The organism is Caulobacter sp. Root343, from assembly GCF_001425745.1.
In the GTDB taxonomy this organism is placed as follows: domain Bacteria; phylum Pseudomonadota; class Alphaproteobacteria; order Caulobacterales; family Caulobacteraceae; genus Caulobacter.
Map to the genome: position 1 here is coordinate 58,919 of NZ_LMDF01000006.1, position 21,141 is coordinate 80,059.

19 protein-coding genes, 1 tRNA gene and 1 pseudogene are annotated in these 21,141 nt (G+C 68.5%); 9 read left to right on the top strand and 12 right to left on the bottom strand.

The features are described 5' to 3' along the window. Positions 1 to 35: 35 nt before the first annotated feature. The gene (locus tag ASC70_RS08010; protein ID WP_056048635.1) at positions 36 to 1,226 is read right to left on the bottom strand and encodes a DUF418 domain-containing protein; all 1,191 of its coding nucleotides are present in this window, start codon (positions 1,224 to 1,226) and stop codon (positions 36 to 38) included. Positions 1,227 to 1,356: 130 nt separating this feature from the next. On the opposite strand from ASC70_RS08010, the gene ASC70_RS08015 reads away from it, so the two are divergent. The 5 genes from ASC70_RS08015 (at position 1,357) to ASC70_RS08035 (ending at position 7,667) form a co-directional block, all read left to right on the top strand. Beyond that, positions 1,357 to 1,635, top strand: coding sequence for a hypothetical protein (locus tag ASC70_RS08015; protein ID WP_056048638.1), 279 nt, complete (start codon positions 1,357 to 1,359; stop codon positions 1,633 to 1,635). Between the two features lie 41 nt (positions 1,636 to 1,676). Continuing rightward, positions 1,677 to 2,789, top strand: coding sequence for an NAD(P)/FAD-dependent oxidoreductase (locus ASC70_RS08020; RefSeq protein ID WP_056048641.1), 1,113 nt, complete (start codon positions 1,677 to 1,679; stop codon positions 2,787 to 2,789). Positions 2,790 to 3,027: 238 nt separating this feature from the next. Further along, positions 3,028 to 6,282 (top strand): S41 family peptidase, encoded by a 3,255-nt coding sequence (locus ASC70_RS08025; protein ID WP_056048644.1) that lies wholly within the window; start codon positions 3,028 to 3,030, stop codon positions 6,280 to 6,282. A 211-nt stretch (positions 6,283 to 6,493) separates the two neighbouring features. Beyond that, positions 6,494 to 7,546, top strand: coding sequence for a glycosyltransferase (locus ASC70_RS08030; protein ID WP_056048647.1), 1,053 nt, complete (start codon positions 6,494 to 6,496; stop codon positions 7,544 to 7,546). 44 nt (positions 7,547 to 7,590) lie between these two features. After that, positions 7,591 to 7,667: transfer RNA gene (locus tag ASC70_RS08035), tRNA-Met, on the top strand. Between the two features lie 39 nt (positions 7,668 to 7,706). On the opposite strand, the gene ASC70_RS08040 is transcribed toward ASC70_RS08035, so the two are convergent. Both ASC70_RS08040 and ASC70_RS24430 read right to left on the bottom strand, forming a co-directional pair. Beyond that, complete coding sequence (locus tag ASC70_RS08040; RefSeq protein WP_056048650.1) at positions 7,707 to 7,988, bottom strand: BrnA antitoxin family protein; 282 nt, start codon at positions 7,986 to 7,988, stop codon at positions 7,707 to 7,709. Continuing rightward, positions 7,939 to 8,220 (bottom strand): BrnT family toxin, encoded by a 282-nt coding sequence (locus ASC70_RS24430; protein ID WP_082539934.1) that lies wholly within the window; start codon positions 8,218 to 8,220, stop codon positions 7,939 to 7,941. The genes ASC70_RS08040 and ASC70_RS24430 overlap by 50 nt, the downstream gene beginning before the upstream one ends. A gap of 193 nt (positions 8,221 to 8,413) precedes the next feature. Here ASC70_RS24430 and ASC70_RS08045 point away from each other — a divergent pair, with 193 nt between their 5' ends. Continuing rightward, positions 8,414 to 8,875, top strand: coding sequence for a hypothetical protein (locus tag ASC70_RS08045; RefSeq protein ID WP_056048653.1), 462 nt, complete (start codon positions 8,414 to 8,416; stop codon positions 8,873 to 8,875). Here the strand turns inward: ASC70_RS08045 and ASC70_RS08050 are convergent. The 4 genes from ASC70_RS08050 to ASC70_RS08065 all read right to left on the bottom strand — a co-directional run bounded on the left by ASC70_RS08050 (position 8,808) and on the right by ASC70_RS08065 (position 13,507). Further along, entirely contained in the window at positions 8,808 to 9,800 is a 993-nt protein-coding gene (locus tag ASC70_RS08050) for a glycerophosphodiester phosphodiesterase family protein (protein ID WP_056048656.1), read from the bottom strand. The two genes, ASC70_RS08045 and ASC70_RS08050, sit on opposite strands and share 68 nt — an antisense overlap. Before the next feature lie 115 nt (positions 9,801 to 9,915). Continuing rightward, positions 9,916 to 11,304, bottom strand: a complete 1,389-nt coding sequence (locus ASC70_RS08055; RefSeq protein WP_056048659.1) for a glycoside hydrolase family 47 protein — start codon at positions 11,302 to 11,304, stop codon at positions 9,916 to 9,918. 215 nt (positions 11,305 to 11,519) lie between these two features. Next, entirely contained in the window at positions 11,520 to 12,947 is a 1,428-nt protein-coding gene (locus ASC70_RS08060) for a sensor histidine kinase (protein WP_056048660.1), read from the bottom strand. A 101-nt stretch (positions 12,948 to 13,048) separates the two neighbouring features. Beyond that, positions 13,049 to 13,507 carry an Lrp/AsnC family transcriptional regulator gene (locus ASC70_RS08065; RefSeq protein WP_056048663.1) on the bottom strand — a complete coding sequence of 153 codons (459 nt, stop codon included), beginning with the start codon at positions 13,505 to 13,507 and terminating at the stop codon, positions 13,049 to 13,051. 107 nt (positions 13,508 to 13,614) lie between these two features. On the opposite strand from ASC70_RS08065, the gene ASC70_RS08070 reads away from it, so the two are divergent. Further along, positions 13,615 to 14,820, top strand: a complete 1,206-nt coding sequence (locus tag ASC70_RS08070) for a methionine gamma-lyase (RefSeq protein ID WP_056048666.1) — start codon at positions 13,615 to 13,617, stop codon at positions 14,818 to 14,820. A gap of 160 nt (positions 14,821 to 14,980) precedes the next feature. Here the strand turns inward: ASC70_RS08070 and ASC70_RS08075 are convergent, their stop codons facing one another. Further along, on the bottom strand, positions 14,981 to 15,961 hold the full coding sequence (locus ASC70_RS08075; RefSeq protein WP_056048669.1) for a glucokinase: 981 nt from the start codon (positions 15,959 to 15,961) through the stop codon (positions 14,981 to 14,983). Positions 15,962 to 16,175: 214 nt separating this feature from the next. On the opposite strand from ASC70_RS08075, the gene ASC70_RS08080 reads away from it, so the two are divergent. Beyond that, positions 16,176 to 16,529 carry a PilZ domain-containing protein gene (locus tag ASC70_RS08080; protein ID WP_056048671.1) on the top strand — a complete coding sequence of 118 codons (354 nt, stop codon included), beginning with the start codon at positions 16,176 to 16,178 and terminating at the stop codon, positions 16,527 to 16,529. A 94-nt stretch (positions 16,530 to 16,623) separates the two neighbouring features. Here the strand turns inward: ASC70_RS08080 and ASC70_RS08085 are convergent, their stop codons facing one another. Further along, positions 16,624 to 17,058 (bottom strand): helix-turn-helix domain-containing protein, encoded by a 435-nt coding sequence (locus ASC70_RS08085; RefSeq protein WP_047410011.1) that lies wholly within the window; start codon positions 17,056 to 17,058, stop codon positions 16,624 to 16,626. A 210-nt stretch (positions 17,059 to 17,268) separates the two neighbouring features. Next, positions 17,269 to 18,078, bottom strand: coding sequence for an acyl-homoserine-lactone synthase (locus tag ASC70_RS08090; protein WP_056048674.1), 810 nt, complete (start codon positions 18,076 to 18,078; stop codon positions 17,269 to 17,271). A gap of 141 nt (positions 18,079 to 18,219) precedes the next feature. Between ASC70_RS08090 and ASC70_RS24435 the strand changes: the two are divergent. Further along, positions 18,220 to 18,531, top strand: a pseudogene (locus ASC70_RS24435) (Mpo1-like protein); the annotation flags it as partial. Positions 18,532 to 18,726: 195 nt separating this feature from the next. Here the strand turns inward: ASC70_RS24435 and ASC70_RS08095 are convergent. Together ASC70_RS08095 and ASC70_RS08100 are read right to left on the bottom strand one after the other, a co-directional pair. Next, on the bottom strand, positions 18,727 to 19,467 hold the full coding sequence (locus ASC70_RS08095) for a LuxR family transcriptional regulator (RefSeq protein WP_056048677.1): 741 nt from the start codon (positions 19,465 to 19,467) through the stop codon (positions 18,727 to 18,729). A gap of 88 nt (positions 19,468 to 19,555) precedes the next feature. Further along, the gene (locus ASC70_RS08100) at positions 19,556 to 21,088 is read right to left on the bottom strand and encodes a response regulator (protein WP_056048679.1); all 1,533 of its coding nucleotides are present in this window, start codon (positions 21,086 to 21,088) and stop codon (positions 19,556 to 19,558) included. Positions 21,089 to 21,141: the final 53 nt, after the last annotated feature.

Consider the following 21,141-nt stretch of genomic DNA (forward strand, 5'->3'; position numbering starts at 1 on the left):
CTCTGCGAGGCTTCCGGGATGACAACGGATGTTGGTCAGGTCTGAGCGGCGACCGCCTTCACGAACGGCACCTTCACCGTTCCATACGTCGCCGCCCGCCACAGCCATTCCAGCGGGCCGTAGTGGAAGCGCTGGAACCACAGGGTCGCGATCACCGCCTGCACGACCAGGAATCCGGCGGCCAGTCCAAGCGCCGTCCCCTGCGGCAGGGTGGCCCAGGCGCTCAGGCCGAAGCCGTAGAATATCGGGACCCAGACCAGCGACTGGACGACGTAGAAGGTCAGGGTCATGCGGCCCATCGGCGCCAGGCGCTCCAGCAGCTTGCGCGCCGGACCCAGGTAGAGCTCGACGATCACCAGCACGTAGACGCCCATCAGCGAGACGTCGAACCAGTTGCCGATCGCGGCGGCGGCCAGCTTGCGCGCCATCGGGGCGCGGGTCGCGTCGGGCAGCAGGCTAGCCAGCGGCTCGGCCCCGAAGTGAGCGGCGATGGCGACCAGGGCCAAGATCGCCAGGGCGATGCGGCGCGGGGTCTTGAACCGCTCGGGCGTGTCGAAGAACCCGATCCGGCCCAGCATCAGCCCGACCAGGAACAGGCCCAGGATCGAGAAGATCCGGCCGGTCTCGAGGAAGAACAGCCATTTGAAGGTCTGCCCTTCGCCGACGTTCCAGACAAGGGTCTCGGCCAGGCCGGAGGTGCGGTAGAAGGCCGGACCCGTGTCGGCCCAGTGCTGGAACGGCTGGTTGGCCCAGGCCGCCCCGGCGGCGGCGTTCGCGGTCTCGAACCACAGCCACGGCTGGGCCAGCAGGACGGCCGCGACGGTGAGCACGGCCTTGCCGCTGACCCGGTAGAACGGGATCAGCAGCAGGCCCAGCGGGGCCAGAACCATCAGGATGTCGCCGCGATAGACCAGGCTGTGGGCCAGGCCGATCAGGGCCAGCACCGCCATCCGCCAGGCGAACCGGCCCGAAAAGTTGGTCCCGCGCCGGGCCGCCCGGTCCATCAGGATGAAGAAGCTGAGGCCGAAGCACAGGGTCAGCAGGCTGAACGCCTTGCCCATCAGGAAGGTGGTGAAGATGGTGTGGGTCAGGTTCTGGTTCGGCGCGGCCCAATAGATCTCGAACTGCTCGAACATGTGGACCAGGAACACGCCGATCAGGGCGAAGGCTCGCAGGGTGTCGATCAGCGCGTTGCGCGCGGGCGCGGCCAGCGTCGTGTCCGTCATGCGTTTCCCCCGAAACCAAAGCGCGAGCTTGTCAGATATGCTCGTCGCGAGGTCTGACCATGCCAAAACTGTTAGCGCTGTCAATGTGGGGCCGGTGGCATGGCCGGAGGTTCGTGCTAGGCTTTCCGCCATGACCAAGCCGACCAGCCCCGTGACCGTCCGCCTCAATGCCGAGGACGCCGCCGACCTCCAGGCGCGGGTCGAGCGCGGCGAGTTCGCGTCGCTGGACGAGGGCGTCGCGGCCGAGCTGGCCGAGCTGAACTACCGCCGGGCGGCCGAGATCGTCGGCGGCTCCGACAAGCTCGAGGCGCTGCTGGACGATCTCGAGGCGGACGCCGTCGACCTGACCCGGCAGACCGGCGGCGGCGACTTGCTGACGGAGCTGCTGGCCAGGGGCAAGGCGCGTTGAGAGCGACTGGCGCGGTGCGCGACCTTGGCTAAGGCGCCCTCATGAGCGAATTCGATTTCGACGCCGTCGTGGTCGGCGCCGGCGCGGTGGGCCTGGCCTGCGGCTACGCCCTGTCCAGGCGCGGCCTGATCGTCGCCGTGCTGGAGGAGCAGGCCCACATCGGCCAGGGCGTGTCGTCGCGCAATTCCGAGGTGATCCACGGCGGGCTCTACTATCCGACCGGCTCGCTGAAGGCCAAGCTGTGCGTTGAAGGGCGGCGGCTGCTCTATGCGTTCCTCGACGTCCACGGGATCGCCTACAAGCGCTGCGGCAAGCTGGTGGTGGCGACCAGCGAGGACGAGATCCCCCGCCTTGACGCGATCTGGGACCAGGCCTTGGCGAACGATGTCGAAGGCATGGAGCGGCTGACCAGCCAGCAGGCGCGGGCGATGGAGCCGGGCCTCAACGCTCACGCGGCGCTGCTGTCGCCGCAGAGCGGCGTGTTCGCCAGCCACGACTACATGTTGGCCCTGCAGGGTGAGATCGAGGCCGCCGGCGGGGCGGTGGTGTTGTCGACGCCGTTCGAGGGGGCGCAGGCTCTGTCGGGCGGCGGCTTTACGGTGCGGGCGGGCGGGGCCGATCCGACCAGCCTGACCTGCCGCCTGCTGGTCACCGCGCCGGGACTGTCGTCGCAGGAGGTCGCCGGCCGCATCGAAGGCTATCCGGCCGACCACATCCCCAAGGCCCACTACGGCAAGGGCGTCTATTTCCGCCTGATGGGCAAGGCGCCGTTCCAGCGGCTGATCTATCCGCCGCCGATCCACGGGGCGCTGGGCACCCACTACCGCAACGACCTGGGCGGCCAGGCGGTGTTCGGACCGGACCTGGAATATGTGCCGGCGCCCGACTACGCGGTCGATCCGGCTAGGGCCGAGGCGTTCGCCGCCTATATCCGCAAGTTCTGGCCGGGCCTGCCCGACGGCGCCCTGACCCCCGACTATGCTGGCGTGCGCCCCAAGCTGCATGGCCCGGATGAACCCCAGCCCGACTTCCAGCTACGCGGCGCCGAGGACCACGGCTTCGAAGGCCTGATGGCCCTGTTCGGCATCGAGAGCCCGGGCCTGACCAGCTCGCTGGCCATCGGCGAGGCGGTGGCGGGGCGGTTGTTGGAATAGGTCCAGTCCCTTCCGACCTCCCCGGCGAAAGCCGGGGTCCAGATCGAGCCCAGGGTCTTGCCGGTCCAAGCTCGGCCAAGGGCGCGACAACCCCGATCTCTCCGGATGAATCTGGATCCCGGCTTTCGCCGGGAACGTCGGGTGAGGAGAGGGCAAGCATGACAAATGCTTAATCTCCGACCCGACGCATCCCCATGCTAGCAATTCCGAGTTCGGAACATCGGGTTGAGGGGCGTTGATGGGGTTCGGGTTCAAGGCGCTGCTGGGCGCCGTGTCGGCGGTCGCGCTGAGCGCGGCGATGTCTTCCGCCAGCCTGGCGGCCGAGGGGCTGCCGTCGTTCGCCGAGCCGGCGCTGTCGCCGGACGGGAGCGAGATCGCCTTCGCTTCGGGCGGCGACCTGTGGACCGTGCCCGCCGCCGGCGGTCAGGCCCGCCTGCTGGTCACCGACGAGGCCACCGAGTCGCGGCCGCTCTACTCGCCCGACGGCAAGTCGCTGGCCTTCGTCTCGACCCGCTCGGGCGTGGCCAACCTCTACCTGCTGACCCTGGCCACCGGCGAGGTGCGCCGCCTGACCTATGGCGACAGCGCCGAGAGCCTGGACGGTTGGTCACGCGACGGAAAATGGATCTACTTCACCTCGGGCGTGAACGACGTTTCGCGCCTGGGCGACATCTTCCGCGTCGCGGCCACCGGCGGCACGCCGTTGGAAGTCAGCCGAGAGCGCTATCTGAACGAGTTCCAGGCCGCGCCGTCGCCGGACGGCCGGTCGATCGCCCTGATGGCCAAGGGCGGTTCGAACACCCAGTGGTGGCGCAACGGCCATTCGCACCTGGACGAGACCGAGCTGTGGCTGAAGCCGCTCCAAGGCAATGGCGACGGCGCGGGGTATCAGCGGCTGCTTCCAGAGGGCGCCAAGCACGCGTGGCCGATGTGGACTCCCGACGGCAAGGCGCTCTGGTACATGAGCGACGAGGGCGGGACCGAGAACCTGTGGCGGCTGCCGCTCGACGGGAGCGCGCAGCAGGTGACCCGGTTTACCGACGGCCGCGTCCTCTGGCCGACCATCGGCTATGACGGCAGGACGATCGTGTTCGAGCGCGACTTCGCCGTCTGGTCGCTGGACACCGCCAGCGGCCAAGCGACCAAGCTGTCGATCGCTCTGCACGGCGCGCCCGCGGCGGCCGGCGAGGAGCACAAGAACGAGACCAGCTTCGACAGCCTGGCCCTGTCGCCCGACGGCAAGAAGGCGGCGATCGTCGCCCATGGCGAGCTGTTCGCGGTCTCCACCAAGGACGGCGGCGCGGCCCAGCGCGTGACCCGCACGCCGATCCTGGAGCGCGACCCGGTCTGGTCGCCCGACAGCAAGCGGCTGATCTATGTCTCCGAGCGGGACCGGGCGGCCAATCTCTACGCCTACGATTTCGCCACCGGCCAGGAGACGGCCCTGACCACCGGCGCGGCGCGCAACACCGTTCCGGTCTGGTCGCCGGACGGCAAGGCCCTGGCCTATGTGCGGAGCGGGGCCGAGATCCGGGTGATGACCTTCGACGCGGCCGGCAAGGTCGCCAGCGACCGGGTGCTGTTCAGCGGTCCCCTGGGCGGTTTCGACGAGCAGCCCCTGAGCTGGGCGCCCGACAGCCGCTGGCTGGCCTTCACGGTCACCGACCGCAAGGCGTTCGACAACGTCAACGTCGTGTCGCTGGACGGTGGGCCGGCGCGGCCGGTGACCTTCCTGGCCAACGGCCAGGTCGGCAAGGTCGCCTGGTCGCCCGACGGCAAGTTCCTGCTGGTGGCCATGGGCCAGCGCAGCGAGGACGCCAAGATGCTGCGTGTCGATCTGTTGCCCAACGTACCCAAGTACCGCGAGGACGCCTTCCGCGACCTGTTCAAGCCGGCCGACACGCCCGACAAGCCGACGCCGGGGCCGGACTCCAAGGCCGAGCCGGCCAAGACCGACACGCCGGCCAAGCCGGTGTCCGACGCCAAGGCCGCCACGCCGAAGAAGAAGGCCGACCCGGTCCGCATCGTCTTCGAGGGCCTGCGCGAGCGGGCCAGCTTCCTGCCGCTGAACGGGATGGACGTCGGCGAGCCGCTGATCAGCCCCGACGGCAAGACCCTGGTGTTCCGCGCCCGCCAGGCCGGCCAGACCAACTTCTACAGCTACAGCCTGGACGAGCTGGCCCGTGAGCCCGCCGTGCCGGTGCAGCTGACCTCGACCCGCAAGCCCAAGGGTGACATCGCTTTCTCGCCCGACAGCAAGGAGGTCTGGTTCCTGGAAGGCGGGGCGATCGTCTCGACCCCGATCGACCAGCCCAAGCCCAAGCCGTTGGCGGTCAGCGCCGAGCTGGATATCGACTTCGACGTCGAGAAGACGGTGGTGTTCGAGCAGGCCTGGGGCATTCTGGATCGCGGCTTCTACGATCCGAAGTTCCACGGCGCCGACTGGGGCAAGCTGCGCGAGCGCTGGGCGCCCTATATCGCCGGCGCGCGGACCGGCGACGAGCTGCGCCGGAACATCAACCTGATGATCGGCGAGCTGAACGCCTCGCACTCGGGCATCAACAAGCCGACGGATCCGGCCGTCCAGATCGTGCGCGCCGCCAATCTGGGTCTGCGCTTCGAGCGCGACGCCTACGAGGCTGGCCAGGGGCTGGTGATCCGCGAGGTCATCGCCCTGGGTCCGGCGGCGCTGGAAGGCTCGATCAAGCCGGGCGAGACCCTGGCCGCCGTCAATGGCGAGCGGCTCAGCCCCGGCGTCAATCTGGATCGCCTGCTGCGCGGCCTGGCCGGCAAGCGCACGGTGCTGACCGTGAACGACGCGGCGGGCAAGGCGCGCGAGGCGGTGGTGCGGCCGGTCCCGACCACCACGGCGACTGGCCTGCTGTACCGCCAGTGGGTCAATGACCGCCGCGCCTATGTCGACAAGGTCAGCGGTGGCAAGCTGGGCTATGTCCACATCGCCGACATGTCGGATGGCTCGCTGAACCAGCTCTATATCGACCTCGACGCCCAGAACCAGGGCAGGCAGGGCGTGGTCATCGACCTGCGCAACAACAACGGCGGCTACGTGAACGGTCACGTGATCGACGTGTTCGCGCGCCGCAACTACCTGATGATGACCGCCCGCGACCGCTTCCCGGTGCCCTCGCGCCAGAACCTTGGCCAACGGGCCCTGGGCCTGCCGACCGTGCTGGTCACCAACGAGTCGTCGCTGTCGGACGCCGAGGACTTCACCGAGGGCTATCGCGCCCTGGGCCTGGGCAAGGTGGTTGGCAAGCCGACGTCCGGCTGGATCATCTTCACCACCGGCCGCCAGCTGATCGACGGCTCGACCGTGCGCCTGCCGTTCATCCGCATCGACGACCTGCGCGGCCAGAACATGGAGCTGAACCCGCGCCCGGTGGACGTGGATGTGGACCGGCCGCTGGGCGAGACGCTGAGCGGGGGCGACGCGCAGTTGGATGCGGCGGTGAAGGTGCTGCTGGGGAGGTAGCCTCGGCGGGGCTCCCCCACCTGATCGCTTCGCGATCGTCCGCCGCCAAAGGCGAGCGGAAGGTGCGCGATCCTTCTTTCCCCTCCCGGGGGAGGAGCGCCGAAGGCGCAGAGGGGGCAAAGCGGAGCATCTATCCGCCCCGCTCCCGCGTTGACACCACGACCGCGTCCCCCGATGGTCGCCGGCCGCAACGCCTCCCCCGGAGCCCGCCTTGACCAACATCCTGCACGCCATGCTGGGCAAGGGTCTGGGCGGTCTGGAGCAGGTGTTTCTCGACTATCAGCCGATCCTGGAAGCCTGGGCCGCCAAGCGCGGCGGGCGCTGCGTCGGCGTGGTGCGCGCGGGCGGCAAGATGGCGGCGGCGCAAGCCGGCCGGACGCCGCCGCTGGCGACCGTGCCGGCCTTCACCGACTGGGACCCGATCACCGTCGGCGCGGCTCGCGTCCTGGTGCGGACAACCAAGCCCCAGCTGATCCTCAGCCATGGCCAGCGCCCGGCGCGGGTGTTCGCCAAGGCCGCGCCGAAGGATGTGGTCCAGGCCGTCTGCCTGCACAAGCCGTCGTTCGACGTGGCGCCGGGGGTTCACTATCTGTGCGTCGGCCAGCATCTGGCCAAGCTGGCGATCGAGCGCGGCGCGCTCGCCGATCACGTCCACTTCATCCCCAACGCCGTGACGCCGCCCCGGTCCCACGCCGCGCCGTTCACCCACGCCGAAAGCCAGCCGATCAAGATCGTCGCCGCCGGCCGCCTGCATACCAAGAAGGGCTTCGACGTGCTGATCCGCGCGGTCGGCAAGCTGCGCGCCTGGGACTATGATGTCACCTGCGAGATCGCCGGCGAGGGGGACGAGCGCGGCGACCTTGAGGCCCTGATCCAGGAGCTGGACCTGGATCCCTGCGTGAAGCTGGTCGGCTGGACCGACGACGTCGCCGGCTTCCTGGCCACGGGCGACCTGTTCGCCTTTCCCTCGCATCAGGAGGGTTTTCCCCTGACCCTGCTGGAGGCCATGGCCGTGGGCCTGCCGGTGGTGGCGTCCGAGATCGACGGGCCGGTCGAGATCCTGAAAGAGGGCGTCACCGGCCGCCTGGTCCCCGACGACGATCCCGATCGGCTAGGCGAAGCCCTGGGCGAACTGATCAGCGACCGCGACACGGCCCGCCGCCTGGGCGCGGCGGCGCGGGATCTGGTGCTGAGCGAATACGGTCCCGGCGAGCTGGCGCGGCGCTTGGAAGCGGCTTTGGACGGAATGCTATCCAAGACTTGATGCGGGGGCCGCTCGGAGGTATGACCCGCGTCCGTCCTGGCGATGGCTGGGTAGCTCAGATGGTTAGAGCGGTGGATTCATAACCCACAGGTCGGCGGTTCGATCCCGCCCCCCGCCACCAGGACGGACTATTTTTCTCTACATTTCAGAAGCTTGCAGGCTAGGCGCCGACCGCCTTCTTGAGGATTTCGTTCGCCCGGCTCTGCCAGCCGGGACCGGTCGCGCGCAGTCTTTCGAGCACGTCCTGATCGAGCCGCAGGGTGACCTGTTGCTTGGGGCGCTCGGATTTCGGACGGCCTGGCCGTGTCAGCGTGCCGTTGGCGGGCCTGATGATCTTGCCGCCGATGCTGAATTCGGCGCGCTCGAACTGCTCGTCGGTCCACTCCGGAGCGTCATCCGGATCGATCCACTCGGCTTTCGAATTTTCTTTGTTCTCGGTCATTGCACTTCCTCATCGAGATGATGCGTCGTGCTTCTCCGCGCGGCGTCCAAACGACCATGACCAGGCGTTCGCCCAAAAGGCCGATTGTCTGAAACCGTTCTTCTCCATAGTCCTCGCGATCATCGAGGGAGGTGAATGTCGGCCCTTCAAACAGGGATGCTGCATCGGCGAAGTCTAGGCCTCGATGCTCTAGTGTTTGCTGGCGCTTTTCGTCATCGAACTCGATGCCCATTTTCGGAAATGTCCTTCTCGCCGGCGAGGGCCGCTAACGCGGTTAATCGCGAACATGGTTTCGTCTCCGGGTTGAGGCGTTGGCGGACGCCGAGTGCGATTTTTGTAGCTACAGAAACTGTGACGGTCAATATTTTTTGTAGTGCCAGAAATTAGAACGGCAACGGTAGTTCGGCGTCGCCCGTTCTCGCCCCATGGCGCGCCAACCCAAGGTCTTCACGTGGTCGGACGGCTTTCACCGCTACACGGTGGCGGCGACGTCGCGCGTCAAGGCGCTGGAGGCCTGGGAGACCGACCGCGATTTGTTCAAGGAAGGCGTGGCCGTCGAGGCGCCCGACGCGCCCGACGCCAAGGCCGCTCTGGCCGCGCCCGGAGCGGTGATCCGCCGGGCCGAGGGCGGGTTGAAGTCGGCGATCGACAAGCTGCCCAAGCCAAAGGTCAGGACGGTCGACGCCGCCGCCGAGGCGAAGCGGAAGAAGGCGCTGGCCGACGCGGAGGCCGAGCTCGAAGCGGCGGAGGCCGAGCAGCGCGACGCCGAGGCCGACCTGGAACGCCGTCGCCGGACGCTGGACGCCGAGGCCGCCGCGCTCAGCGACTCCTGGACGAGCCGCCGCTCGAAGCTGGAGGCGGCGATCCGGCGTCTGCGACCGCGATAGAGGCCCGGCCGCGCAGGCCCCGGCGCTCCAGATAGTCCAGCAAAACAGCCGGATGGTCGGTCTGGACGATGCTGACGCCCTGGTCGATCAGCCGGCCCCAGGCCTGGTGCGGATCGCGCAGAGCGCGGCGGTCGCCGGACTGGTCCAGCATCCCCCTCAGCCCCTTCTCGGCCAGGGTGTTGGTCCAGACGCGGATGCGGGCGGCGCGGGCGGCGTCGCGGACGGCCACGAACCCCTGGCGCCTCAAGGCGACCATCTCCACGGCCGGGATCTGGTGGTCGCCCGAGGCCTGCAGGGCGGTGATCTGACCCAGGCCTCGCGCGCGGCGGGCCGCCGTGCCCGCCACCATCGGCATGAAGGCCAGGTCGCGATAGAGCGGCTGGTCGGCGATCGGCGGCGCGCCCAGCCCGGCCTTGGCCTTGAACAGCACCCAGTCCGTGGCGTCGACGCGGTGAGCGACCGCGGCGGCCTCGGCGGCGTAGGGACCCTTGAGATCGATATTGACCAGGATGCGCCCACGCGCGGCCCTCAGCAGGGCCTCCAGGGTCGGCGGCGGCTCGTCGCCGTCGTTCAGCCTCAGGGCCTGGATCTGCGTCAAGGTGAGGTCGGAGATCCGCCCCTTGCCGTCCGTGGTTCGGTCGACCTTGGCGTCGTGGATAACGACGAGCACGCCGTCGCGGGTGCGGCGCACGTCGATCTCCACCAGGTCGACGCCCAGCGCCACGCAGCGCTCGAGGGCGGCGAGGGAGTTCTCGGGAACCGCGGTCTCGAAGCCACGCGTCGGCGCGGGCCGGTGGCAGGCGCGATGGGCGACGACCAGGACGCCGTCGGCCGGATCGTACAGGCGGTCGCGCAGCGCGCCGGCGTGGGCCGGCACGGCCATGATCGCGAGAGCCAGAATGATCGGGAACGCGACAAACCGCATGGTCGAAGGCCTCCGGGCCTCCGCGCCACATGACTGATTCACGCGACAAGCATACGGCGGTTTGGTCCTATTCAGATGACGGCGCCGATTAACCTTCACCGTAAGAAGCGGCGAACTACCCCCTCCGGAACCCCCGCAGCACGTTGGCCTCGGTGCTGAGCTGCAGCTTGGCGTAGTCGATGCGCGGCGTGTCCGAGAACAGCAGGTAGTAGTATTTCATCTGCTCGGACCACCAGTAGCCGGGGCAGTTGTCGCCCTGGGTCATCGGCTTGGTCGTGATGTCCTTCAGGGCCGTGTAACCGTAGGCCGCGCGGCTGGTGGCCTTCATCTGGCGATAGTGGATCGCGGCCAGCTGGCGATAGCGTTCGTCGCGGTCCAGCAGCCACAGGTTCAGGCAGGCGTCGGCATATTCCGGGCGCAGGCCGGTCGTCTTGCGGCGCGGTTGGCGGGTGGCGACGTCGATCGACTCCGGGATCACGCCGAACGTCGCCTGCAGCTCGGTGAACGATGCCAGATAGTCGTCGCCCTCTTTCTTATGGCCGACTTGGCCCAGCAGGCCGGCATAGTAGGCGGCCAGCTCGCTCTGGGCGGTGTTCAGCACCGCGCCGGTCTCGAAATCGACCATCGGGAACCACAGGCGGCCGTCGTAGCGTTTGGCCTGGTGGGCTAGTTGGGCGGCCGTGCACTCCTGCGCCCAGCGCTTGCAGTCCTCGTCGCCGAACAGCTCCCAGGCGTCCCACAGATATTCGTAGAAACTGTCGGCATAGACGTCGATGCTGGCCGAGCGGCTGGTGAATTCGCCGGTGCGCGCGTCGATGTTGGCGGCCATCAGGCCGATTTTCGAGCGGCGGTCCAGGGCGTGCTTCATGGCCCGCTTGGCGATCTTGAAGTAGCGGTCGTCGCCGGTCAGCTGGCTCAGCACGCCGAACTCGGTGATGTAGGTGCCGATCTCGGCCAGGTTGGTCTCGGGATCACGGACCGCGCCGGTCTTCAGGTTGACGTAACGCCAGGGCAGGCCGTGCGGCGAAGCGTCGAAGGCCTTCAGCAGCCGGTCGGCCAGGTCCTTGGCCTTGGCCAGCAGCACGGGATCGCCGCAGGCCAGGTGGGCCGAGATCAGGCCGCCGACCAGACGGATATTGGTCTCGAAAACCTGGGCCTCGCCGTTCACGTCGAAAGACAGGTTCTGTTTTACCCAGTCGACCCCGGCCTGGAATTCGGCGTCCAGGCCCATGATCCACAAGGTGTCGAGCGCCTCGACCAGGGACAGGCCTAGGTCGTGGCCCTCAACGAAGAACGACTGCGACGTGCCGCTGACGGGATTGATCTCGTCCTTGCCCCAGGCTTTGGCGACATAGCCCTGCCAAGCCCATTGGAACTCGCTCCGCACGTCGGCGGCCAGGGCCTTCCAGTCCGCTTTCGGCGCGGCGGCGGCCCATTCGGGCGCGAGGCCGGCGGCGGCCAAGGAGACGAGGGTGGAGCGGCGCGTGAGTCGAGCGAACGTCATGCCGTCAGCCTACCGGCGGTCGAGCGTACCGGCGAGAAAAAGGGAGGGCGAGAGGTGAGCAAGAGGCGAGGGCGCCGGAAAGTGGCCGGGCGGGATTCACGACATCCCGCCCGGCGAAGTCGCCCGGCGGGTGGGATACGCCGGGGATCTCTTGCAAGGGATAGGACGCCACAACCTTGACTAAACCGCCATAGGCTAGCCGATCAATTTTCCTGTCAGGCCGGCGGCAAGGCCGAATTGTCCTCGGGAATCTCAGGTAGGCGCGCGCGCAGCAGGCAGTTCAGGCCCTCGGGGCGGTAGTCCATGGCCGCCGATCCCTTCAGCTCGCCGCGCAGGCTGCGCTCGATCAGGCGCGAGCCGAAGCCCTTGCGCGTGGGTTCGGCCACCACGGGACCACCGGTCTCGATCCAGGCGACGTCGAGGGCGCGGGTGTCGGGCGAGTAGGCCCAGGACACAGCCACGCGCCCTTCGGCATTGGCCAGGGCGCCGTATTTCAGGGCGTTGGTGGCCAGTTCGTGGAAGATCAACGCCATGGTCAGGGCGCCGCCGGGCTGCAGTCGCACCGGCGGGCCGTGGACATGGACCCGAACGCCGGCCTCGTCGAACGGACGCAGGGCGCGCTGAGCCACCTCGTGCAGCCCGGCGCCATGCCAGCTCTCGCGGGTCAGGATGTCGTGCACGCCGGACAGGCCCATCAGCCGCGCCTCGAACTTCTCGAAGGCGATGATCGGGTCCGGCTCGTTGCGCAGGGTCTGGGCGGCCATCGACTGGACGGTCGCCAGCGTGTTCTTCACGCGGTGGTTCAGTTCGTTGATCAGCAGGCGCAGCTGGCTCTGATGCTGCTGCTGGGCGTTCTCGGCATGTTTGCGCAGGCCGATGTCGGAGAGGATCACCACCATGTACGGCGGCTCGTCGCCTGGCCGCACCAGCGAGACGGTCACATGCGCCCACAGCACCTCGTCCGGCGTCGCGCCGACGAAGCGGCGGTCGGCCGAATAGGTCTCGATCTCGCCGGCCAGCAGGGCCTGGCCCTGGGACAGCGCCATCTCCAGGTCGTCGGGATGGACCATGACCGTGATCCGCTGGCCCAGCAGCGTATCGCGCTCGCGCCGCAGGATGGCGCAGAAGCTGTCGTTGGCCTCCAGGATCGCCCCGTCCGGCGCCAGCCGCGCCACGCCCATGGCCGCCTGGTTGAAGACGGCGCGATAGCGGGTCTCGGCGGCTTCCAGCTGGCGTCGGGCCTGGACGCTGGCGGTGACCACCTCGGTATAGAGCACCAGTCCGCCGATCTCGCCGCCATCCGTACGCCAGGGCGCCATCGACCAGCGGATCCACTCGGTGCGGCCCTCGCGGTCGATATAGGGGTCGCCCTCGTGGCGCAGCTCGACGCCCTCGGCGATGACGCGGGCGTGCAGATCGCGCCACTTTTCCGGGACCTCGGGAAAGACGTCGTAGTGGCGCCGGCCGATCAACGGCAGGTCGGCGGGCAGGCGCTGATCGGTCAGGTACTGCCGCGAGGCCGCCAGGTAGCGCATCTGGCTGTCGAAAATGGCGATGCCCAGCGGCGCGTGCTTGAGCGCGGTCGTGACGCTTGGGGACGCAGCCATTGGGGCGCTCGATTGGGGTGGCGCTTCGTCGATCATTGTCTCTGTATCGTATCGGCCCAAGGCAAGGCTTCGACTGACTTTCGCGTGAGCTGTTTCCACGGCGCTTTCTGCCACAGATTTCAGTGTTTTGCCGTGCGTCATCCCGCCACTGGAAACACGCGTGTCTGCTTGACCACGCCATAGGCGAAACTGGTGTCAATCGAGGCGATCCCGGGGATGGCGTGCAGCTTGCGCCGCATGAAATCCTCATACGATTCCAGGCTATCGACGATCACCCGCAGCAGGTAGTCGTCGCCGCCCGCCAATAGGAAACAGTCCAGGATCTGATCGATCCGCGCGACCTGCTCCTCGAAGCCCTTGATCAGGTCCTGGCCGTGGCGATCCAGCCGTACGCGGACGAAGACGGTGATCGGCAGGCCGTAGGCCTTCTGGTCCACCAGCGCGGTGTAGCCGGTGATCACGCCCTCGGCTTCAAGGTTGCGGACGCGGCGCAGGCAGGGCGAGGGCGAGAGGTTCACCCGCTCGGCCAGGTCCTGGTTGGTCAGGCGGCCGTCCTTCTGCAGCTCACGGATGATCTGGCGGTCCTTGGCGTCCATGGGCGGCCCTCTGAGCAGAATCTGCTAAAATCAAAGCCCATCCTGGCAGAGTTCGCAATCCATCGCGCCGAACCACACGCCATTCTCGCGCCGATAGGGAGTGAGACATGCGTAACGACAAGACCGGTTTTTCGACGCGGGCGATCCATGCGGGCTACGATCCCGCCGACGAGCACGGGGCGCTGACGCCGCCGGTGCACCTGACCTCGACCTTCGCCTTCGAGAGCGCCGAGGCCGGCGGCGAGATGTTCGCCGGGACCCGGGAAGGGCACTTCTATTCGCGGATCTCCAACCCGACGACCGACCTGCTGGAGCGCCGCCTGGCCAGCCTGGAGGGCGCCGAGGCCGCCGTGGCCACCGCCTCGGGCATGGGCGCGATCACCGCCGTCCTGTGGAGCTTCCTGCGGTCCGGGGACGAGGTGATAACCGACCAGACCCTGTACGGCTGCACCTTCGCTTTCCTGCGCGACGGCCTGACCCGGTTCGGCGTCACGGTGCGCCAAGTGGACATGACCCGGCCCGAGGCGCTGGCGGCGGCGATCTCGGAACGGACCCGGATCGTCTATTTCGAGACCCCGGCCAATCCGAACATGCGGCTGGTGGACATCGCCGCGATCAGCCGCGTCGCCCACGAGGCCGGGGCCAAGGTGGTGGTCGACAACACCTATGCGACGCCCTTGCTGACCCGGCCCCTGACCCTGGGGGCGGATGTCGTCGTCCACTCGGCCACCAAGTACCTGGGCGGCCATGGCGACTTGGTCGGCGGCATCGCGGCCGGCGGCGTCGAGGACATGACCCGCGTGCGCCTGGTCGGGGTCAAGGACATGACCGGGGCGGTGATGTCGCCGTTCACCGCCTTTCTGGTGCTGCGCGGCCTGAAGACCCTGGCCCTGCGCATGGCGCGCCACGGCCAGAGCGCGCAGGCCGTCGCCGGCTGGCTGGAGGCGCATCCGGCCGTGGCGCGCGTGTTCTATCCGGGCCTGCCGAGCTTTCCGCAGCGCGACCTCGCCGCGCGTCAGATGGCCGGCGGCGGCGGCATGATCGCGTTCGAATTGAAGGGCGGCCATGCGGCCGGCGTGGCGACGATGAACCGCCTGACCATGATCCGCCGGGCCGTGTCGCTGGGCGACGCCGAGACCCTGATCCAGCACCCGGCCAGCATGACCCACTCGCCCTACACCTCGGAGGAGCGCGCGGCGGCGGGGATCGGCGAGGGCCTGGTGCGGCTGTCGGTGGGCCTGGAGGATTTGGCCGACATCCTGGGGGATCTCGAGCTGGCGCTGGAGCCGGAAAGGATCGCGGCGTTGGTTTAGGGGCCGTTTGAGTTGCTCTCCTCCCCCTCTGGGGGAGGGGGACCGGCGAACGCCGGTGGAGGGGCCCTGTGAGGTGGTCGGCGCAATACCGCTTCGCGGACCCCCTCCGTCTCGATGCGTATTCGCATCGATCCACCTCCCCCTAATGGGGAGGAGAGCCTCAGCAATCCAGGAACTTCACCTCTTCGGCCGAGTACGTCATGTCGCTGGCGTTGAAGAGGCCCGACAGGCCCAGCAGGGTGCAGCGGCCGACGGTCAGATAGACCGGGATGTCCTTCAGGTAGTCGCTCATCCGGCCCTTGTCGGCGAAGCGTCGGGCGAAGGCGGCGTGGTCCAGCAGGCCGTCGACGCGCTCCATCAGCGGACTGTTGATATAGACCCCGCCGCGAGCGGCGAACATCAGGGCCAGGTCGCCGACGAAGGCGCCCAGCAGGGCGCTGAAGATCGACAGGGCTTCGCGGGCCCGCGCGTCGCCGTCGCGCACCCGCGACAGGATCAGGTCGTCGCCGCCCCCTTCGCTGCCGTCTTGCCCGCCCAAGGCGGCGTGGATGTCGATCAGCCCGGCCTGGGACAGGAAGTGTTCGGCCGAGACCCGGCCGTACTTGGCCTGCAGCGCCGCGAATACCGGGACCTCGCGCGGCTCGCCGGGGGTGAAATCGATATGGCCGCCCTCGCTGACCACGGGGACCCAGCCGTCGTTCCTGTGTGGCGACAGCCCGGCGACGCCGAGGCCAAGATTGGGACCGATCACGGCGATCGGCGCATTCTTGGCCGGCTTGCCCTCGTGGACCACCGTCATGGCGGACGGCGACAGGCGCGGCGCGCCCAGGGCGCAGGCGGCGAAGTCGTTGAGCAGCGCGACGCGCGGCGTCTTCAGCACCGCGCGCAGCCAGGCCTGGGTCAGGGTGAAGTCGCCAGCCGTCATGGCGATCGCCCCGTCGATCTCCGGGCCCGCGCCGCACACCGCCGCGCCGACCAGTTCGCCGTGGCCGGCCATCGCCGCCGCCAGATGCTGCTCCAACTCGCGCAGCGAGGCGCACGAAAGCTCCTGATGAGCGCGCGGCGGATCGCCGGGGCGCACGATCGCCACCGCCAGGTCACGCCCGTTCACATCGGCCAGCAGGACCGATCCCTTCGCCATGTCGTTTCCTCTCGAGCCGGTTTTCCGGCCTCAGACGATTTGTTGTACCGGTAACATCGCCCGGTAAACGCAAGCTTTCTCCGAGAAAGCCCGTCGTGACAAGGTTGTCATGTCGAACGCGCGCAAGGCGGGTCGGTTCGAAATTCCATTAACCTTGCTTACATAAATCCTAAATTTGCACGGGCGATTAACCGCCCCGTGCGTTTATCCGGTCATGGCGAAGTACGCGTCAGGCGTGGACAACGATCGGCGGACAGCGGTCCGCATTCAGACGCAGAGGTCCGGCAAGGTCCTGTGCGGCGCCTTCGCTTGGGATTGCGTGATCCGTGATCTGTCCAGCGCTGGCGCCCGGATCCAGATGCTGTCGAACGCCGCGCCGCCCGGGCGGGCGCAACTGGTCGACCTGGCCGCGGGCTTGGCCCACGACGTCACGGTGGCCTGGCAGCGCGATCGCGAGGTTGGTCTGCGCATCGTCCGCACCTACGACCTGCGCGGCCTGGCGCCGGCCGCCGCCGGCATGGCCAAGCGAATCTGGCTGGCGTCGCAGTCCGACGTCTCGACGGGGTAGGGCCCCTCCGTCCCCCCAGAAACGACAAAGACCCCGGCCCGCCGACCGAGGTCCCGTCTCAATCAAGCCGCGCGTGGCGCGCGGTCGGGGCCGCCTAGGCGGCGTCGCCGCGCGTGGCTTCGTCGGCCATCGCACGGACCAGGTCCAGGACCTGGCGACGGACGCGGCCGCGGCCGATGCGCGGGAAGACTTCCGCCAGTTCCAGGCCTTCCGGGGTGGTCAGGAATTCCTGAACCACGCGCTCGGCGTGCTGGGCGGCGTCATCAACCTCGGCGCCGCTCATCGGATCGGCCAGGCCGTCGAAGAAGAACGACACCGGGACCTGCAAGGTCTTGGCGATCTCGTAGAGCTTCGAGGCGCTGACGCGGTTGGCCCCGCGTTCGTACTTCTGCACCTGCTGAAAGGTCAGGCCCAGGGAGTCCGCCAGCTGTTCCTGGCTGACGCCAAGCAGCTTGCGACGCATCCGAACCCGGCCGCCGACGTGCAGGTCGACAGGGTTGGGGCGTCGGCCTTCGGTTTCTTCGCTCATGTGTTTTCCGCCTCCAACGGTTGTTCGGGGAAAATGACACGACCGTGACGCTGGTGGAAGCAAGGGACCACTGTGCGCGGCGTTACGTCGCGATGGTTTAGCTTCCATCCCCGATTCGAGGAGGCTAGTCGCCCGACGGGCGATTCGCCGCCAACCGAAACGCGATCCGCTTTCGCCAAGCGAGTATCGCGCGTGGTTTTTTTGGGCTCTTTATGCGTGAAGGCGCCGAGCTCGGTCGTCCCAGATGCGCCGAGCCTGGCCGCTGGTGTCGTGCAGGCGAAACAGGGTCTCGGCCGCCAGGGTCTCGTCGCGTTCGGGGCCGGCGACCAACTGGGGCGTCATGGCGCGGCGCACCTGGCGCTGCACGGCGGCCAGGTCGCCGAACGCCATCAAGTCCAGCGCGTCGATCTCGTAGCCGATCGGCCCCTCGCGGCCGAGGGCCTCCAGCACCCGATCCAGGAGGTCCCGCGAGACGGCGATCTCGGACCCGGCCACCACGCCGAACGCATAGGGACGAGGGATGCCGACCAGGCGCGTGTCGATCGGCGAGTTCAGGATGCCGGGATACAGCTGCATGTCGATCATGCCGACGAAGCGGGCCACGCCGTGGCGCAGGGCCAGCTCAAAGGCCGCGGCCCAGCACTCGAACACCCGCTCGCCCCGGCCCGGACCCTTGCGCTTGCGATAGGCTTCGGTGGTGAACAGCCGCGTGGCTTCCCAGACGTCGAGGCCCTTCTTCGGCGTCTCGCCCGGCGCGATCAGGTGGGCGAACTTGTCGGCCAGCATGCAGCGGTCGTCGGTCGGCCTCAGGCGGAGCCCGACCTCGACCTCCATCGTGTCGCTGAACCCCAGCAGATAGATGGCGCGATGGTCGTCATAGTCGTCGACCTCACCGCCATCCAGCACGACGAGGTCGACCCAGCCATTCTTCTCGACGCACTGGCGGCGGCGTTCCTCGTGCATCGCCCACAGCTGCGGACCGTACAAGTGACGATTCTCGGAAGTGATGACGTGGATCATGGCCGCCCCCGGCAGACGATTGGACGGCCGGGATTAAGAGGCGCGATCTCGGGAAACGCCGATAGGCCGAACGGCCTATGGCGGCTTCTATCCGCCCGCGCCATGCTTGCCAGGACGACGGCGGAGGATCAGCATCGGGGCATGAACACCGCCACTGAAGAGCGCTTCCGCAGTTTCGCGGCCTTCTATCCGTTCTACCTGACCGAGCACGTCAATCCGGTCAGCCGGCGGCTGCACGTGGTGGGCACGAGCCTGGTGATCGTCTGCCTGGTCCTGGGCCTGCTGCGTGACTGGCGGTTCTTCGTGGCCGCGCCGCTGGTCGGCTACGGCTTCGCCTGGATTGGCCATTTCGTGTTCGAGAAAAACCGGCCGGCGACGTTCAAATATCCGCTCTACAGCCTGATGGGCGATTTCCGGCTGTGGTTCGAGGTGATCACCGGCAAGCGGAAGTGGCGAAGAAATCCCTCTCCCATAGGGAGAGGGCGGGGCCCATGCGCAGCATGGGAGGGTGAGGGGTTACGAGGCCGGGCGGCGTGCCGGCACAGCCCTCTTGTTCGTGACTTTTCCGGTGAGAATGAAACCTCTCACCCTCCCACGCCTTCGGCGCGGGCCCCTCCCTCTCTCTATGAGAGAGGGTTTCAGGCGCCCTCACAGCTTCCGCAACAGCCCCAACTCCCCGGCTTTCAGCACGGCCTCCTGGCGCTTGACCACGCCCAGCCGCTTCTTGGCCGCTTCGACATGGTGGTGGACGGTGCGCGGCGACAGCTTCAGGATCGCGCCGATCTCCCAGTCGGTCTTGCCCCGGCCGGCCCAGTAGAGGCACTGGGCCTGACGCTCGGAGATCACCCCGTAGTCGGGATGGTCGTCCTGGGTCTCCCAGTGCTTGAGCATGATCGTGCCGAACACGGTGGCCAGGCTCTCGATCACGGCGCGGGCGGTCGGGTCGGTGTCGGGCGCTTCGGTCGCCATGCGGATCAGCACCTCCTGGCCGGCCGGGCCGAACACCCGCACGACATAACCGTCGTTCATGCCGAGGTCCGAGGCCTCGCCCCACATCGCCTGGGCGCGGCCGTCGCCCAGCGGCTTGGCGTCGGTCCAGGCGAATGAGCGCGGCGACTTCAGCAGCAGTTTCACGCACGGGTCATGGACCACGTACCGCTCGCCCCAATAGCGCTGGTCCCAGGCGTCGAAGTCGCGGCGGCTGAGGGTGGGCGGCTCGCGCCCGTAGTGCTCGGCATTGACCAGGGTGGCGCAGAACCGGTCGTAGCCGAAGGCGGCGATGGCCCGCGCGAAGTGGGTTTCCACCTCCTGGGCCGAGCCCAGGTGAGGCGCCTGGCTCAGGAACGCCCAGGCCTCTTGTTCCGCCGTGGTCAGCACGCGCCCAGCCATTCCGCACTCACGCCGAGGCTAAGCTAGGCGTGGATACGGCTCGGCGCCAAGGGTTTGCTATTTCAGGTAGAGCGGGTGGAGAGCGGCCCTAAGCCGCCGCCTCTTCGTCTTCGTCGTTGGCTCCGCCCAGCAGGGCGCTCAGCACGATGGCCAGGCGCTCGGGCTTGATCGGCTTCTCGACCACATCCTGCATGCCGGCGGCGACATAGGTCTGGACGTCGGCCGGGTCGGCGTTGGCGGTCAGGGCCACGATCGGGGCCGAGCCGGCGCGACCGGGCATTTCGCGGATGGCGCGGGTGGCGGCGATGCCGTCCATGCGCGGCATCTTGATGTCCATCAGGATTAGGTCGTAGCGGCCACTCTTGGCCATCTCGACCGCTTCGACGCCGTCGACGGCCTGTTCGGAGGTGCACTCGAACATGTCGCACAGCGCCTCGGCGACCATGCGGTTGGTGGCGTTGTCGTCGACGATCAGGATGTGGGCCGCGCGGCCGGCGGGGGCGCTATCGGCCTCCGGGGCGTGGGCCTGGGTGGAGGCGGGGTCGGCGGAAAGCGAGAAGCCGACGGTCAGGCCGGCGCCGCGATTGGCCTCGGCCGTCAGCGGGCCGCCCATGGCGCGCAGGACGCGGTGGGCCAGGGCCACGCCGACGGCCAGGGCCATTTCGTTGGCGTCCTGCTGTCCGGCGCCGCCCAGCGGGTCGTTGAGGCGGGCCAGGCGCTCTTCGGCGTGGCCCTCGGTGTTGTCGCGGACCAGGCCTTCCAGGCGGACCTGGTCGCCGTCGGCCCGGGCCGTCAGGCGCGCCTCGATCATGCCGCGGCCGGCGGCCAGGGCGTTCTCGATCAGGATGTCGAACACCTGCAGCAGGCGCTCGCCGTCGATCTCGGCGCCGCATTCGGGATCGCCGTCGTAGGAGACCAGCAGGGTCGAGCCGCCCTCGTGGGCGCGGGCCGCCCAGCGGGCCTCGACCGCGTCGGCGAAGTCACGCAGGCGGGTGGGGGCCAGGGCGAAGGTCAGCTGGCCTCGGGCCGAGCGGTGCAGGTCGATGGCCCGGCTCACCGTCGCGCCCATGTCGCGGCTGGTGTCGCCGATGGCGCGGACGAAGGCGGCGGCGTCGGGCGTCAGGCGCTGCTGCTCGAGACGTTCGGTGATGGCCAGCACGCCGTTCAGGTGCGCGCCGATGTCAACGGCCATCCGCTCGACCATGGCCATGGCGTCGCGCGCCTCGCGCTGGCGGCGGCGGTGCGAGGCGAGCAGCGAGCCCAGGCCGCCCACGCCGACATAGCGGCCGGCGGCGTCGACGGCGACGTACGCCGTGCGGAAGACGGGGGTCGGGCTGTCGGCCAGGCTGTTGACGAAGAGGTCGGCGGCGGTCTCGGCCGTGACGAGGCGCGGGGCGGCGTCCATGACCTCGGAAATCGGCTTGTCGGCCAGCGCCGCGCTGGCGACCCGCATCATGCCTTGGAACACGTCTCGATAGACCAGGCCGATGGGCGCGTCGCTCTCGATGACGGCCAGGGCGGGCAGGGCCGGATCGGCGTCGAACATCGCCAGCACCTCGCCGCAGGGCGTGCCGGGCGCGATCGGGGCGCGGTTATCGATCAGACGGGTCAGCGTTTCCATACGGCGCTTCGCTGGGGATTGGATTGGCAGCTTGCCTTGGGCGCCTTGCAGAG

Bases quoted from the DNA above. Each gene is read 5' to 3' on its own strand.
- ASC70_RS08045 (WP_056048653.1), top strand. From the start codon at position 8,414: ATGGCGCGCCAACCCAAGGTCTTCACGTGGTCGGACGGCTTTCACCGC.
- ASC70_RS08095 (WP_056048677.1), bottom strand. From the start codon at position 19,467: ATGGCTGGGCGCGTGCTGACCACGGCGGAACAAGAGGCCTGGGCGTTC.
- ASC70_RS08090 (WP_056048674.1), bottom strand. From the start codon at position 18,078: ATGATCCACGTCATCACTTCCGAGAATCGTCACTTGTACGGTCCGCAG.
- ASC70_RS08040 (WP_056048650.1), bottom strand. From the start codon at position 7,988: ATGACCGAGAACAAAGAAAATTCGAAAGCCGAGTGGATCGATCCGGAT.
- ASC70_RS08020 (WP_056048641.1), top strand. From the start codon at position 1,677: ATGAGCGAATTCGATTTCGACGCCGTCGTGGTCGGCGCCGGCGCGGTG.
- ASC70_RS08085 (WP_047410011.1), bottom strand. From the start codon at position 17,058: ATGAGCGAAGAAACCGAAGGCCGACGCCCCAACCCTGTCGACCTGCAC.
- ASC70_RS08050 (WP_056048656.1), bottom strand. From the start codon at position 9,800: ATGCGGTTTGTCGCGTTCCCGATCATTCTGGCTCTCGCGATCATGGCC.
- ASC70_RS08080 (WP_056048671.1), top strand. From the start codon at position 16,176: ATGGCGAAGTACGCGTCAGGCGTGGACAACGATCGGCGGACAGCGGTC.
- ASC70_RS08010 (WP_056048635.1), bottom strand. From the start codon at position 1,226: ATGACGGACACGACGCTGGCCGCGCCCGCGCGCAACGCGCTGATCGAC.
- ASC70_RS24430 (WP_082539934.1), bottom strand. From the start codon at position 8,220: ATGGGCATCGAGTTCGATGACGAAAAGCGCCAGCAAACACTAGAGCAT.
- ASC70_RS08070 (WP_056048666.1), top strand. From the start codon at position 13,615: ATGCGTAACGACAAGACCGGTTTTTCGACGCGGGCGATCCATGCGGGC.
- ASC70_RS08025 (WP_056048644.1), top strand. From the start codon at position 3,028: ATGGGGTTCGGGTTCAAGGCGCTGCTGGGCGCCGTGTCGGCGGTCGCG.
- ASC70_RS08055 (WP_056048659.1), bottom strand. From the start codon at position 11,304: ATGACGTTCGCTCGACTCACGCGCCGCTCCACCCTCGTCTCCTTGGCC.
- ASC70_RS08015 (WP_056048638.1), top strand. From the start codon at position 1,357: ATGACCAAGCCGACCAGCCCCGTGACCGTCCGCCTCAATGCCGAGGAC.
- ASC70_RS08060 (WP_056048660.1), bottom strand. From the start codon at position 12,947: ATGATCGACGAAGCGCCACCCCAATCGAGCGCCCCAATGGCTGCGTCC.
- ASC70_RS08100 (WP_056048679.1), bottom strand. From the start codon at position 21,088: ATGGAAACGCTGACCCGTCTGATCGATAACCGCGCCCCGATCGCGCCC.
- ASC70_RS08065 (WP_056048663.1), bottom strand. From the start codon at position 13,507: ATGGACGCCAAGGACCGCCAGATCATCCGTGAGCTGCAGAAGGACGGC.
- ASC70_RS08075 (WP_056048669.1), bottom strand. From the start codon at position 15,961: ATGGCGAAGGGATCGGTCCTGCTGGCCGATGTGAACGGGCGTGACCTG.